This is a genomic window from Collinsella ihumii, assembly GCF_900046475.1.
Taxonomy (GTDB): Bacteria; Actinomycetota; Coriobacteriia; order Coriobacteriales; family Coriobacteriaceae; genus Collinsella; species Collinsella ihumii.
Genome location: NZ_FCOU01000003.1, coordinates 387,406 through 401,293 on the forward strand (window position 1 = coordinate 387,406; position 13,888 = coordinate 401,293).

The window sequence follows — 13,888 nt, forward strand, 5'->3', positions numbered from 1 at the left end:
ACGGAGTAAGGGCTTCCGCAGGAGCACCCCGGGTAGGAAGCCGGCCCCACGGGGGCGCTTGGTGGCACGGCTTACCGGCCCGCAGCCCACTGCGGAGGGTTCTGGCCGAGCGTTCGCTGAAAAATCGACGTTTTGAGCGCATCGATTTCAAACTCGAACAAAACGGCATCTTCGAGCCGATGTTTCCGCAGGTCACAGCCATTCAACGGATGCGATTTTCAGGGCCTTCCAAATCCACTCACTCATAACGTCGATTTTTCAGCAATTCTGTACGGCTGAATCTCCGCTGGGCGTCCTCCCAGGACGCGAGCGCAAGGCCGCTTTATGCTACCCGCCGCAAAAGCAATTGTTCAGTGTTTCCCTAACGCAGGGGGGCGGGTATCTGAAAGATGCCCGCCCCCATCCGAGAGGTATCAGGTTAGTTGCGCTCAGCCCGATCGGTTGCCGTGTCGTACACGTTCTCGCGCATCACCAGGTCGCGCACGGCGTTCCACTGGTCGCCGGATTCGAACAGCGAGGAGTTCAGCTGCGTGATCGAACCGCCGCTCGCATCCGACAGGAGCTGCTCGAGCATCGTGCGCTCAAAGCTGTAGATGTCGGTCTCGTATTCGCTGTCGTACTGCTCGTGAACCGTGATGTTCACCGTATTGAGGTCCTCGTAGACCGACAGTGCCGCCACGGCGTCGTAGACGATCGCGCGGTCGAGAGCGTCGCCATCGATGTCCTCGCTCACATTGCTGTAGCGCACGTTGAAGCTGTCGCCGTTCTCTTCGACGCCGGAGCTATCAACATAGGAGCCGAGCGGAAGGCTCTCGAACAGCTGCACCTTGGTCGTGCCGTTCCCCGTATAGGACTTCAGCGTATCGATCGAGTTGTTGGCGATCTCGTTGTCGAGCGCCGTCGTCGCCTCCCACTCCCGCTGATCCTCAGGGTCGTCGAATTGCGGGGTCTGGGCCTGCGTTTGGGACTGGGTGTTCGACGACGTGGCCGCATCACCGCTCGTCGAGTCGCCCTGCGAGGTCTGCGGGCTCTGGTTCTGTTGCTCGCGCCACTGCTGCTCTGCCTGGGCCTCGGCGACATCCTCCTGATGATCCAGCATGGGATCGATCACAAACTCGAACAGGCCGAGCACCGCGGCGATCAGGGCAACGGCGACGATGCCGAGCACGAGCGGCCATTTGGCCCGCGACTTGGGCGCCTGGTGCTGTGGGCCCTCAGAGGCCGCAGAGGATGTCGGTGGAGTCGGTCCTCGAGGCGTCTCGGATTTCACCGCGGGCGCAGCCATGACGACCGTCGGTTCCGTCTCGGGAAGCACGGTCGTCGGCGCCTCGACGGGCTCATCGGTGCCGGCACCTCCCGACAGCACGTCATCGATGCTTGGCACGCTTTCCTTCGTGCGCGCCATCGCCTCTTCTTCAGACAGTCCCTGGGCAAGATAATCCTCGTAGCGCGCCACGAGATTGCCGTAGATCTCTTCCTTGAGCTCGATGTTCTCTTCAGTGAGAACCCTACCCTGGAACAGATGCTCAACGTACATACGAAGCTCGTTCATCGTCTGTCCCCCTCCTGTTTCAGCAGCCTATCGATAATATTGCGAACACGAACCCAGCGCTTCGTCGCTTCGGTGAGCTCATCGCCACCCGAAGGGGTAACCCGATAGTACTTGCGTCGGGCGCCTTGCGACTCATCCCCCCAGTAACTCTCAACGTACCCTTGATTCTCCAAGCGCTTGAGGCTCGTGTACAGCGAGGGCTCTTTCATTTCGTATTCTCCCCCGCTGGCCGTGGCGATCTCTTTGAGGATCTCATAGCCATAGCTGTCACCACTCGAAAGCGTGCACAAGATGATGGCGTCGATATTTCCGCGAATGAGATCGCTTACCGCATCCCTCGTGGACATTGCGTCACCTCCCGTCGGATACGTGCTTTCTGACAGCTCCAATGTAGCACAGATTACTTTGTGTGTTGATATACATGTTCACGCAGAGATAAACGGTAGATTAGGCAAGGTAAACGGTAGGATTTCGAAAGAACGTTCTGAAACGGGGCCATTTGCCCACAAGTGCACCAAAAAAAGCCCGGTACCGCGAACGGTACCGGGCTTTCAGCAACACCGGAAATGTAAAGTGCTAAACGCTACTCCTCCATGAAGTTGCGCTGGACAGCGGAGTCGACCTTGACGCCGGGGCCCATGGTGGAGGTCAGCGTGATGCTCTTCACGTACTTGCCCTTAGCGGAAGCGGGCTTGACGCGCAGGATCTCCGTGTACAGAGCGGCGTAGTTCTCAACGAGCTTCTGGTCGTCGAAGGAAACCTTGCCCAGGGGCACGTGGCAGATGCCGTAGCGGTCAGCGCGATACTCGACGCGGCCGGCCTTGAGCTCGCTGACCATCTTGGCGACATCCATGGTGACGGTGCCGAGCTTGGGGTTCGGCATCAGGCCACGGGGGCCGAGGATCTTACCGATGCGGCCGACCTTCGCCATCATGTTCGGGGTGGCGATGGCGGCGTCGAAGTTGATCTCGCCCTTCTGGATGTCAGCGATCAGCTCGTCGGAACCGATGACGTCGGCACCGGCCTCACGAGCCTCGTCAGCCTTGGCGCCCTCGGCGAACACGGCAACGCGAACGGACTTGCCGGTGCCGTGAGGCAGGGAGATGGAGCCACGGATGTTCTGGTCAGCCTTGCGGGTGTCGATGCCCAGACGGAAGTGAGCCTCAACGGTCTCGTCGAACTTGGCGGGAGCGAGCTCCTTGACCAGCTTCACGGCCGCAAGCGGCGTGTAGAGCTGAGAACGATCGACCTTCTCCGCAGCTGCGCGGAACTTCTTACCATGCTTAGCCATGATTCTTACCTCCTGTGGTGAACGGGCACGAGCCCTCCCACATCGATGTGCGCCCTATTGCGCAAAAGCAGGCGCGACCGAATGCCGCGCCTGCAAGGAAAGCAACTTACGCGTCGGCGATGGTGACGCCCATGGAGCGGGCGGTGCCGGCGACGATCTTCTTGGCGGCCTCGATGTCGTTGGCATTGAGGTCCGGCATCTTGATCTCGGCGATCTTGGTGAGCTGCTCCTGCGTGAGCTGGCCAACCTTGTCGCGCTGCGGAACGGCGGAGCCGCTCTTGAGCTTGAGCTCCTTCTTGATCAGGTGAGCCGCAGGAGGGGTCTTGCAGACGAAGTCGAAGGAGCGATCCTCGAAGACGGTGATCTCGACGGGGATGATGTCGCCCTGCTTGTCAGCCGTAGCGGCGTTGAACGCCTGGCAGAACTGCATGATGTTGACCTGAGCGGCACCCAGGGCAGGACCGACGGGAGGAGCGGGGTTCGCAGCGCCAGCGGGAATCTGGAGCTTGATGACGGTGGCAACTTTCTTCTCAGCCATGTCAAACCTTCCTAAACACGAACGTGTGAACAAGTGCTATATCGTCAGCGCGAACCCGTTAGAAGCACACCATCCGGTGAGCGGCCGGATGACGAAGCGTGCACGCGCGAACGGACAACCTAACCGATGACCGTGATCTGGTCGAACGAAAGCTCGACCGGCGTCTCACGGCCAAAGATGAGCAGCGTGACCTTGACCTTGCCGGACTCGGCGTTGACCTCAGACACCTTGCCGTCGAAATCGGCCAGAGGACCGGAGATGACCTTGACGGCCGTACCGACCTCGATGGCGACCGACGTACGCTTGGGAGCGCCGCCCTTGGCGGACTTGCGCATCATCTTGTTGTACTCATCGCGGGAGAGCGGAGCGGGCTTGCCGTTGGCGCCCAGAAAACCGGTCACGCCGGGGGTGTTGCGAACGCAGGTCCAAGCATCATCGTCCATCTCCATGCGGACCAGCACATAGCCCGGGAAGATCTTCGAATCCTTGGTCTCGCGCTTGCCGCCCTCTTTGATCTCGGTGACGCGCTCTACCGGAATCTCGATGTTGAAGATACGGTCCTGCATGCCCATGGTCTCGATGCGATGCTCGAGATCGGACTTGACGCGGTTCTCGTATCCGGAATAGGTGTGAACTACGTACCAACGCTTAGACATGAACTACCCCCTCAGTCCCGACAAGAGCAGAAGGCCCTCACCAATGACAACATCGAGGACGGCGATCACGATACCAACGACAACGAGCGAAACGACGACCGCCACGGAGTAGTTGATGAGCTCCTTCTTGGACGGCCACACAACGCGCTTCATCTCGGAGCGGATGGAGCCAAGGTACTTCTTTGCACGGACGATGATACCCGGCTTGGCGTTCTTGGCCTTGGTGGTCTTCTTGGAAGCCTTCTTCGACGTCTCAGGGGCCTTCTCGCCCTTCTTGAAGAGAGACTTCTTCTCCTCCTTCTGAGGAGCGGCCTTCTTGGCATCCGCCTTCTTGCCGGCTGCCTGCGCAGGCTGGGCCTTAGAAGCAGCAGGAGAAGCCTGGTTGCTCTTCTTCTTGGACTTCTTGTTGGCCATGACGTTTACCTCCGGCCTAAACCACCTAGACATTAGAAACCGTAAGCCTCACAAGGAGGCTTACGGATTACAAACTGGCACGCCAGGAAGGACTCGAACCCTCAACACTCGGTTTTGGAGACCGATGCTCTACCAATTGAACTACTGGCGTATGTACGTGAGACTAGCGAGTCTCTTTGTGCACGGTGTGACGACGGCACCAGGGGCAATACTTCTTGATCTCCATGCGATCAGGCATGTTTGCCTTGTTCTTGGTCGTCGTATAGTTGCGACGCTTGCACTCGGTGCAGGCAAGTGTAACGAGAGTACGCATGTATCTAATAACCTCCATTTACCGTCCCCTGCGGGCACGGTGGAACATTTAACCGCAGATACGGAAGTGTGTCAATGCTCCTTTGAAATCTGGTGGACATCTGCAAATTCGTTACACAACCTGTACAAAGGAGTAGACAAGAAAAACCCGGCTCCCCCGAAAAGGAGCCGGGTTCAAGAAGCAAATCAGCTACGACTAACCGAAGTTACTCGATGATGGTGCTGACGACGCCGGAGCCAACGGTGTGGCCACCCTCGCGGATAGCGAAGCGCAGGCCCTCCTCCATGGCGATCGGGTGAATGAGGTCGCCCTCGATGGTGATGTGGTCACCAGGCATGGCCATCTCGGTGCCCTCGGGCAGCTTGACGGAGCCGGTCACGTCAGTGGTACGGAAGTAGAACTGCGGACGGTAACCATCGAAGAACGGGGTGTGACGGCCGCCCTCCTCCTTGGTGAGGACGTAGACCTCGCCGGTGAACTTGGTGTGCGGGTGAACCGAACCGGGCTTGCAGAGAACCTGGCCGCGCTCGATCTGCTCACGCTTGATGCCGCGCAGCAGGATGCCGACGTTGTCGCCAGCCTCGCAGAAGTCCATGGTCTTGCGGAACATCTCGATGCCGGTAGCAACGGTGGACTGGGTCTCCTTGATGCCGACGATCTCGACGGGCTCGTTGAGCTTGAGCTGACCGCGCTCGACACGACCAGTAGCAACGGTACCACGGCCGGAGATGGTCATGACGTCCTCGACAGCCATCAGGAACGGCTTGGCGTCGTCGCGCTCGGGGGTCGGGATGTACTCGTCAACAGCCTTCATGAGCTCGCGGACGGAATCCATCCACTTCTCCTCGCCGTTGAGGGCGCCCAGAGCGGAGCCGCGGACAACGGGGATGTCGTCGCCGGGGAAGTCGTACTCAGAGAGGAGCTCACGGGTCTCCATCTCGACGAGGTCGATAAGCTCCTCGTCGTCAACCATGTCGCACTTGTTCAGGAACACGACGATGTAGGGCACGCCGACCTGACGGGCGAGCAGGATGTGCTCGCGGGTCTGGGCCATGGGGCCGTCGGTGGCAGCGATGACCAGGATAGCGCCGTCCATCTGAGCAGCACCGGAGATCATGTTCTTGATGTAGTCAGCGTGGCCGGGGCAGTCGACGTGAGCGTAGTGACGCGTAGCGGTCTCGTACTCGACGTGAGCGACGGAGATGGTGATGCCGCGCTCGCGCTCCTCGGGAGCCTTGTCGATGTTCTCGAACGCGGTGAAGTCGGCCTTGCAGCCCTCGGTCTCGGAGAGAACCTTGGTGATGGCAGCCGTCAGCGTGGTCTTGCCGTGGTCAACGTGACCGATGGTGCCGATGTTAACATGCGGCTTAGTGCGCTCGAACTTTTCCTTGGCCATGAAGCCTCCTCCTTAAAGGTGTCCCCGGCGGGACGTACCAATAAACTTAGTGGCTCCCCTAGTATATAGGAAAGCCACCGTGTTACCTGGGTAGCGGTGACTGGATTCGAACCAGTGACGCCACGGGTATGAACCGTGTGCTCTAACCAGCTGAGCTACACCGCCGTACTGGAGCCTGCGACCGGACTTGAACCGGTGACCTCCTCGTTACCAACGAGGTGCTCTACCGACTGAGCTACACAGGCGTGAACGGGTGGGAGCTATAGGATTCGAACCTATGTAGGCATAGCCAACGGGTTTACAGCCCGTCCCCATTAACCACTCGGGCAAACTCCCATGTGTTCACGCGCTCGGAACGGCTGGCCGCTCCGTTGCGCAGGAAGGATATTACGACGCTCGGGGGCCGGATGTCAACGCAAAGTTGCTTAATACACGCCACCGGGCGTATCCTATTTCTGTCACATAGGCGTCTACCTGCGGTTTTAGCGGCACTTTATCATGGTGAGCTTGTGAAGACGCAGGATTCCTGACGAGTGCAAATTGGGGACGTACCTTCCGCTTGCACTTTTGCAAACTGGGGACACCCCTTCTGCTTCTGCGTCTGGGATGGGTTGTTTGGGGACGGGTTCATTTCAACCCATCCCGTCGCCCGCGCCCGTCTCCCACGGCCTGCCCTCTGCCATTAGGGATGGGCGCTCATGGCAGACAAGTTGCTCGACCGACCGGTGAGCCCTGCTTCGATGCTCGAGCCCCCCGACGAAGGTCCAGCGTTCCGGATCCGCCTCGATTTCATGACTGGTTCATGACCGTTTCATGACTTGATGCGAATGGAATACAGCGACAGGGATCTTTTCGCGCCCACTTCACCATATTTACTGGCGATTTACTGGCACTTCTTATTAACACTGGCAACAAAAAAAAACAGGCCAGACCGTTTACCGTGTCTGACCTGCTGTTTTCTATGGAGCCAGCGACAGGAATCGCCGCGCGCTTACGCGCGCTCAGACCGCTGCGGCGGCTGCGCCGCCTTGCGCACTTCGCTGGGCAATGCTCCGCATTGCCTCAGCTCCGTGCCCGCAACCGGGTTCGATCCCTGTCGGCCCGCAAAAGAAGCGAGCCCGGCGCTACAAGAGCACCGGACTCGCCATCCATCCTATGGAGCCAGCGACAGGAATCGAACCCGCAACCCAATGATTACAAATCATTTGCTCTACCGTTGAGCCACGCTGGCACGCTTGGCGCTTGCGCGCGAAGCTTCTTCAGGATACTGAAACCCCTCGAATCCGGCAAGACTTTGAAGCGTCATCCCAGAATAACTTCCGCTGCTCCACCATACTCGCAGCAGTCCAACGGAGGTCATGAAAGAGTGCGGGCTGAGGTCGTGGGAACCGCCACATCCATGCTGGCCTGACAGGAGTACGGGCATATCGAGAGTACGTCCCCGCCATTCCACGATGGATAGGTTGATACGAACACGTCCCCAGCCAACCCGTCCCCAACCAACCGCGTCTGGCGGCTGGAGGCGTAGCGGCTTGAGCTCTTGTGCGAAGCGATCGCCCCAGCGAGCCGCCCGAAAACCGTGTATACGAGTTTGTCACTGTTTTTCGGTGTCGTTCCTCCACATGCGCCACAGCCCCCGACGTTTCCGCAGGAAACAACTGGGAGAATGTCGAGGGGTATGCCGCATGTGGGGAAAGGGCACCGAAAAACAGTGACAAACTCAGCCTATGTCTCCGGTGGGTTTTACTTTGGGCGATTTTTTATGCACGGTCTTTCTCGCCAACTGCGGGTTTATCAGGGCTTTATACATGGAATTCCGCCATGCCAACGGGCCGGCAAAATGGGTCGAAACGAACCCGTCCCCAACCAACCCAGAAACGAACCTGTCCCCAACCAACCCATTTCCTATCGGAAGCTGTTGCGGAGCGCCTCCAGACGCGCGAGAGACTCGGGCGACAGGCGTCCTCCCAGCGTCATCTTGATCTTGGGGGCCTCCTCCGCCTCGCGCACGTCCTCGTCGACGTGACGAAGCTCCTCCACGAAGATGCGGGCCGAGATGCGCGCCACGCCTTTCCCCATCACGGTCGCCTGAATCGTGCCGTCGCTGGTGACCACCGTGCACGCACGGCCCGCCTCGCGGGCATCGGTGCACAGCTGCTGAACCACCGTGTCGGCCGATACGCCCGTGGGTGAGAACTCGATGCGCACGCCCGCCTGAGGCAGATTGGGCCGGTCGGCCGAAACGTTGCCGGCGCCGTCGAACACGATGACCGGTTCGTAGCGGCGGCCGGCGAACGCCGCGACGTCGGCGATCAGCGCCGTGCGCGCGCGGTCGTACACATCGTGCGAATAGGGGTCGTCCGACTTGTCGAAGATAAGCTGCTCGTAGCGCGGCGTCGCATGGATGACGTTGTAGCCGTCTACGACCAGAAGCTCGCGCTTCCCGCTCACGTTCGACCCGCGCGGCACGTCGGGCGTCGAGAAGGCCGAGGCGAACGCGTTGCCCACGCCGTAGGTGCTCGCATCGACGAACTTTTGCGCCGACCCCTCGCCGAAGCGCTTCGCCTTGGCCTTGGCCCGGTTCTTCTTGGTCATGGGCTACTCGCCCGCCCCGTCGACGAGCACGGCGCGGTTGCGGCGCATCCACTCGAAGCTGAGAGCCGTCGCCGCCTGGGCGACATTCAGGCTCTCGGTCTCGCCGCGCTGGGGAAGCTTGGTCAGGAAATCGCACGTCTGGAGCACCAGGCGGGAGATGCCCTCGCCCTCTGAGCCCATGACGAGCGCGACCCGGCCCTCGAGCGGAGCGTCCCAGCACACCTGCTCGGCGTGTTCGGAGGCGCCGCACGCCCAAAAACCTGCCTCCTTGAGGTCCTCGAGCGCACGCGCGATGTTGGGAACCTGGGCGATCGGCAGATGCATGACCGCACCCGCGCTCGTCTTATAGGTCGCAACCGTGACCTCGGCGGCGCGCTTGTTCGCGATGACGACGCCCGCGGCGCCGACGACCTCGGCCGAACGCACGATTGCGCCGAAGTTGCCCGCGTCGGTCACATGGTCGAGCACGAGCACCAGCGCCGGACCGTCGCCGGCGCGCGCGATGATGTCCGACAGGTCGGCGTACGGGTACGAGCCGACCTCGAGCACGATGCCCTGATGCGCACCATGGCTCGAGATGGCATCGAGCTGCTCGCGCGCAACGTAGCTGACAGGCGCGTTCACCGAGCGCAACGCCTCGATGATCTGCGTCAGGACGACATCTTTGCTCGAGCTCTCCGCAACCAGCGCGCGCTTGACGGGATAACCCGTGCGCAGCGCCTCGATGGCTGCGCGGCGGCCTTCGAGATACGAGCCCGCCGGCGCATGGGCGGGTTGGGCAGCGCGAGCAGGGCGCGTCGCTCCCCCGGAGCGCTGGCCGCCCTTGCCGGGATGCGCCTGGCTGCGTCCGCCCGGGCGCTGTCGCCCAGCGGCCTCGCGCTGCCTTTCGGGCCCCTTGCGGTTCGCACCGCGCCCTCCGCGAGCTTCGGGGCGCTGTCCCTTGTTGTTCTGCTGTCGTGCCATGCGGCTCCCATCTGACTCTCATCGTTATTCGACCTTGCAGTATAGATGAGACGTCCTCGACGCCGGCACGTTGCGCAGATGTTCCACGGTTGGGAACGACGTCGGAGCCCTAAAAGGACGGCAGGGGCTTCGCAATCGAGACCCCTGCTCGCAGATGATTAAAGATGGCCCCGTCCCAAAAGGTGACGCTAGAGGTGCTTGATGCGCGATCCCGCGGCGGTGTCCTCGATCATGAGGCCCATGTCGCGAAGCTGGTCGCGAATCGCGTCGGCAAGCTCCCAGTTCTTGGCAGCGCGCGCCTCGGCACGGGCGGCAAGGATCTTCTCCGCGGCCTCGTCGACGTCATCGCCCGTATAGCCGACAAGCCCGGCGGCGACGCCGAGCAGGCCGACCGGCAGCTCCTCTTCCGGCTTCGGCAGCTCGATGCCCAGGATCGCGAACGCGCCCGCGATGGACACGGCGCACACGGTCGCCGCCTCCTCGTCCACGGCGGAGCCGGCCTGGTCGAGATAGGTGTTCGCCTCCGTCACCAACTGGAAGTACGCAGCGAGCGCGCCGGCAGTGTTGAAATCGTCGTTCATGCAGGACTCGAACTCCGCGGAAGCTCTCTCGGTCGCGGCAACGAGCGCGGCCACGCGCTGGGCGTCCGCCTCGCCCTCCGCGTGGTCGGCAGCCCACTTGAGGTTGTTCACCGTTCCCGCGATGCGCGCGAGCGAGTTCTCCGCGCCCTCGAGACGCTCCCAGCTGAAGTCGAGCGGGCTGCGGTAGTGCGTCTGCAGCATGAGCAGGCGAAGCGCCGCCGCGGAGTGCTTCTCGAGCACCTCCTCGAGCGTGAAGAAGTTGCCGAGCGACTTCGACATCTTCTCGCCGTCCACAAGCAGCATGCCCGTGTGCATCCAGGTGTTGGCAAAGCCCTGATGCCACGCGCACGAGGCCTGCGCGCACTCGTTCTCATGATGCGGGAAGGCGAGGTCGGAGCCGCCGCCGTGGATATCGATCGGCGTGCCCAGGTAGCGGTGCACCATCGCGGCGCACTCGGTATGCCAGCCGGGGCGCCCCTTGCCCCACGGGGAGTTCCACATGGGCTCGCCCGGCTTGGCGGCCTTCCACAGGGCGAAGTCCAGCGGATCGTTCTTGTCCTCGTTCTCCTCGATGCGCGCGCCGACCATCAGGTCGTCGATCTTGCGACCGGAAACCTCGCCGTAGCTGGGGTCGCTACGGACCGCGAAGTACACGTCGCCGTTATCGGCCGCATAGGCGTGACCCTGCTCGATGAGCGTCTTGATCATGCCGATCATGGGGCCGATCTCCTTGGTGGCGCGCGGACGGATGTCGGGATCCATCACGTTGGCCTTGTGCATGACCGCGATGAACTTCTCGGAGAACTCGCTCGCCACGTCCTCGGCCGTACGGCCCTGCTCGTTCGCACGGTTGATGATCTTGTCGTCCACATCGGTGAGGTTCTGCGCGAACGTGACCTCGAACCCGGAGGCGATCAGCCAGCGGCGGATGACGTCGAAGGAGATGAACGTGCGCGCGTTGCCGATGTGGATGTTGTCGTAGACGGTGGGGCCGCACACATACATGCGCACCTTGCCCGCCTCGATGGGCTGGAACTCTTCTTTGGTATGGGTCTTGCTGTTGTAGATCTTCATGGCAAACATCCTCTCAGGGAGGTCCAAAGACGGCGAGGCGCGATGCGGCACCTCGCCCGTCCGTCGTGCGGTCGGTCGGAAATGGGGTCTTCGGGGCGGACGATGCGCCGGCTCCTAGGCCCGATCGCGGGAGCTACATCGCTCGAGCAGGCACACGGCCCAGGCGCCGATGCCGGCGCCCTCGCCTTCCCAGCCAAGCTTCTCGGTGGTCGTCGCCTTCACGCCCACCTGCTCGGCATCGACGCCGAGCGCGCGGGCGAGGTTGGCGCGCATCGCGTCGCGATGCGGCGTGATCTTGGGCGCCTGCGCCGCAATGGTGCAGTCGGCATCGACGAACTCGTAGCCGCGCTCGCGTGCGAACTCCATGACGCGCGAAAGCAGCACAAGCGAGTCCGCGCCCTCGTACGCGGGATCCGTGTCGGGGAATAGCTTCCCGATGTCGCCTCCTCGGCAGGCGCCGAGAATCGCGTCTGCCAGCGCGTGAGCGAGCACGTCGGCGTCCGAATGGCCGAGCAGGCCCTTCTCGTACGGGATGTCCACGCCACCGATGATGCAGCGGCGTCCTTCCACCAGACGGTGAACATCGTAGCCGTGTCCTATGCGAAGTGCGGGCTGCTGCATGGCGCGATTGCCTTCCTGCTCGGTTTGCGTTGCCAGCATCATACCTCAGCAGGCGAAGGTTTGCCGGAAGGCCCCGAGTGAGGACACGATTGCATAGGGCATCGACCGCTCGCTTTCACACCGGTCGCTCGCAGCCGGTACACCCTGGACTGACCGAACTTCAGCTCCCCGGTTTTTCATGAACGAAGGACGCCATTTTCGGCGTTTGCCCAGGAAAGCGATTTCTGACATCGCACTTTTTCATGAAAAGCGAGCGATGGCGGGATGCGGCATACCACTGCCCATCGCACCCACATCGCACACCAAACTTGCTACCATGGTGCGCGGCCAACCGACGCGAGAGCTCGGCTTGGCTTGTTGCACTCAACCGCCAAAGGAGAGCCCTATGGATCGGCCGGTCATCGGCATTCTCGGCATGCGCACGATCGACGCGAGCGGAAACGTCCCCGTCATGCGCGACTTCACCAACGCCGCGTACTGTGCGGCCGTCCAGCGAGGCGGCGGCATCCCGCTGCTCATCCCCGCCACGACGGGCATCGATGACGTGGACAGGCTTCTCGCTTGCTGCCAGGGATTGCTCCTGCCGGGCGGCATCGACGTCGATCCGCGCCTCTACCACGAAGATCCCCTGCCCGAGCTGGGCGAAGTCGACCTGCAGACCGACCGGCTCTGGATAGCCGCCTGCACAAAAGCCCTCGAGCTGGATCTTCCCGTGCTGGGCATCTGCCGTGGCCTGCAGCTTGTCAACGTCGCCCTGGGAGGCAGTCTGTACCAAGACCTCGCTTACGCGAACCCCCGGCATCTACTGCATGCCCAGAAGCAAAACCGCGACTACCTGATGCACCGCATCGACATCGACGCTGCAAGCCGCGTGGCACGCATCCTCGGTACCACCTCGCTGTACACCAACACCCTCCACCACCAATGCGTCAAAGAAGCGGGACGCGGTCTTTCCGTGATCGCCCGTACCTCAGACGGCATCCCCGAAGCACTGGAATCTGCAGACGGCCAGATCGTTTTGGTCCAATGGCACCCTGAAGAGCTGCTCGAAAGCGAACCGCGCATGCTCGGACTGTTTACCGACCTCGTGGAGCGCGCACAAGGTTAAGGGAGCACTAGACGGCGTTCATGAAAAAGCGCCGAACCGGGACGGCGGGATGGGTTGAAACGAACCCGTCCCCAAGCAACCCATCGGTCAGCCGCGGGAGCGCAGCAGGAATTCAACCAAGGGCAGGTCTTCGGGCAGCGTGACCTTCAGGTTGTCGCGCGGAGCCTCGACGCAGCGGACGCGGCCGCCGGCGCGCTCGACGATCGATGCGTCATCGGTGCCCACGAAGCCCTCCGCGCGCACGGCGTCCTCGGCACGGCGGAGCGCCTCGACGCGGAAGATCTGGGGCGTCTGCACGGTCCAGAAGCGGCTTCGATCGGGCGTGTCGAGAATCACTCCGTCTTCGACGAGCTTGAGCGTGTCGACGGCGGGCTGTCCGCACACCACGCCGTCGAGCTCGGCGTCCTCACGCAGGACGCGCACCGCGCCTTCGATGACCTCTGGGGTGATGAGGGGGCGTGCGCCATCATGGATCGCCGCGAAATCACAGGTCTTTGGCACCTCCGCCAGACCGGAGCGCGTGGAATCCTGCCTGGTGTCGCCCGCAGGGGCAAAACTCACGGGCACCGTGAGGTCGAACGGATCGACCGCGCGGCGGCGCACCTCCTCGGTGCGCTCAGCCGGGCAGACCACCACGATATGGCCGACCGAGGGCGCGGCGTCAAACGCCAGAAGCGACCAAGTCATGAGCGGACGTCCCGCGGCATCGATGAGCTGCTTGCCGCCGGGGTTGCCGAAGCGCTGCCCCGATCCGCCGGCTACGATGACCGCGCACACGTCGCCCAT

The 13,888-nt window shown here is 62.1% G+C and carries 14 protein-coding genes and 5 tRNA genes; 1 reads left to right on the forward strand and 18 read right to left on the reverse strand.

The window, feature by feature from the left end:
- Positions 1-418 precede the first annotated feature (418 nt).
- The 17 genes from BN3789_RS02940 to ispF form a co-directional block, all read right to left on the reverse strand.
- Complete coding sequence (locus BN3789_RS02940) at positions 419-1,552, reverse strand: permease prefix domain 1-containing protein (protein ID WP_066829706.1); 1,134 nt, start codon at positions 1,550-1,552, stop codon at positions 419-421.
- Positions 1,549-1,899, reverse strand: a complete 351-nt coding sequence (locus BN3789_RS02945) for a PadR family transcriptional regulator (RefSeq protein WP_066829709.1) — start codon at positions 1,897-1,899, stop codon at positions 1,549-1,551. Before BN3789_RS02945 ends, BN3789_RS02940 begins: the two co-directional genes overlap by 4 nt.
- A gap of 236 nt (positions 1,900-2,135) precedes the next feature.
- Positions 2,136-2,843, reverse strand: coding sequence for a 50S ribosomal protein L1 (rplA, locus tag BN3789_RS02950; RefSeq protein WP_066829712.1), 708 nt, complete (start codon positions 2,841-2,843; stop codon positions 2,136-2,138).
- A 106-nt stretch (positions 2,844-2,949) separates the two neighbouring features.
- Entirely contained in the window at positions 2,950-3,381 is a 432-nt protein-coding gene (gene rplK, locus BN3789_RS02955) for a 50S ribosomal protein L11 (RefSeq protein ID WP_066829718.1), read from the reverse strand.
- Positions 3,382-3,500: 119 nt separating this feature from the next.
- Positions 3,501-4,037, reverse strand: coding sequence for a transcription termination/antitermination protein NusG (gene nusG / locus BN3789_RS02960; RefSeq protein WP_066829720.1), 537 nt, complete (start codon positions 4,035-4,037; stop codon positions 3,501-3,503).
- Between the two features lie 3 nt (positions 4,038-4,040).
- Positions 4,041-4,451 carry a preprotein translocase subunit SecE gene (gene secE, locus BN3789_RS02965; RefSeq protein ID WP_066829722.1) on the reverse strand — a complete coding sequence of 137 codons (411 nt, stop codon included), beginning with the start codon at positions 4,449-4,451 and terminating at the stop codon, positions 4,041-4,043.
- Positions 4,452-4,526: 75 nt separating this feature from the next.
- Positions 4,527-4,602, reverse strand: a tRNA-Trp gene (locus tag BN3789_RS02970).
- Positions 4,603-4,614: 12 nt separating this feature from the next.
- Positions 4,615-4,764: a 50S ribosomal protein L33 gene (gene rpmG, locus BN3789_RS12280; RefSeq protein WP_079989048.1), complete on the reverse strand. Its 150-nt coding sequence runs from the start codon at positions 4,762-4,764 to the stop codon at positions 4,615-4,617.
- A 205-nt stretch (positions 4,765-4,969) separates the two neighbouring features.
- Positions 4,970-6,160, reverse strand: coding sequence for an elongation factor Tu (tuf, locus tag BN3789_RS02975; protein ID WP_066829724.1), 1,191 nt, complete (start codon positions 6,158-6,160; stop codon positions 4,970-4,972).
- A gap of 91 nt (positions 6,161-6,251) precedes the next feature.
- Positions 6,252-6,325 (reverse strand) — tRNA-Met (locus BN3789_RS02980).
- 4 nt (positions 6,326-6,329) lie between these two features.
- Positions 6,330-6,405, reverse strand: a tRNA-Thr gene (locus tag BN3789_RS02985).
- A gap of 9 nt (positions 6,406-6,414) precedes the next feature.
- Positions 6,415-6,496 (reverse strand) — tRNA-Tyr (locus BN3789_RS02990).
- Between the two features lie 820 nt (positions 6,497-7,316).
- Positions 7,317-7,391: transfer RNA gene (locus tag BN3789_RS02995), tRNA-Thr, on the reverse strand.
- A 674-nt stretch (positions 7,392-8,065) separates the two neighbouring features.
- The gene (locus tag BN3789_RS03000) at positions 8,066-8,755 is read right to left on the reverse strand and encodes an NYN domain-containing protein (RefSeq protein WP_066829727.1); all 690 of its coding nucleotides are present in this window, start codon (positions 8,753-8,755) and stop codon (positions 8,066-8,068) included.
- Positions 8,756-8,758: 3 nt separating this feature from the next.
- Positions 8,759-9,718 (reverse strand): 23S rRNA (guanosine(2251)-2'-O)-methyltransferase RlmB, encoded by a 960-nt coding sequence (rlmB, locus tag BN3789_RS03005; RefSeq protein WP_066829730.1) that lies wholly within the window; start codon positions 9,716-9,718, stop codon positions 8,759-8,761.
- Between the two features lie 188 nt (positions 9,719-9,906).
- On the reverse strand, positions 9,907-11,373 hold the full coding sequence (gene cysS, locus BN3789_RS03010; RefSeq protein WP_066829733.1) for a cysteine--tRNA ligase: 1,467 nt from the start codon (positions 11,371-11,373) through the stop codon (positions 9,907-9,909).
- Positions 11,374-11,487: 114 nt separating this feature from the next.
- Positions 11,488-11,994 carry a 2-C-methyl-D-erythritol 2,4-cyclodiphosphate synthase gene (ispF, locus tag BN3789_RS03015; RefSeq protein WP_066830321.1) on the reverse strand — a complete coding sequence of 169 codons (507 nt, stop codon included), beginning with the start codon at positions 11,992-11,994 and terminating at the stop codon, positions 11,488-11,490.
- Between the two features lie 385 nt (positions 11,995-12,379).
- Between ispF and BN3789_RS03020 the strand changes: the two genes are divergently transcribed.
- On the forward strand, positions 12,380-13,102 hold the full coding sequence (locus BN3789_RS03020) for a gamma-glutamyl-gamma-aminobutyrate hydrolase family protein (RefSeq protein ID WP_066829736.1): 723 nt from the start codon (positions 12,380-12,382) through the stop codon (positions 13,100-13,102).
- Positions 13,103-13,189: 87 nt separating this feature from the next.
- On the opposite strand, the gene ispD is transcribed toward BN3789_RS03020, so the two are convergent.
- Entirely contained in the window at positions 13,190-13,888 is a 699-nt protein-coding gene (gene ispD / locus BN3789_RS03025) for a 2-C-methyl-D-erythritol 4-phosphate cytidylyltransferase (protein ID WP_066829739.1), read from the reverse strand.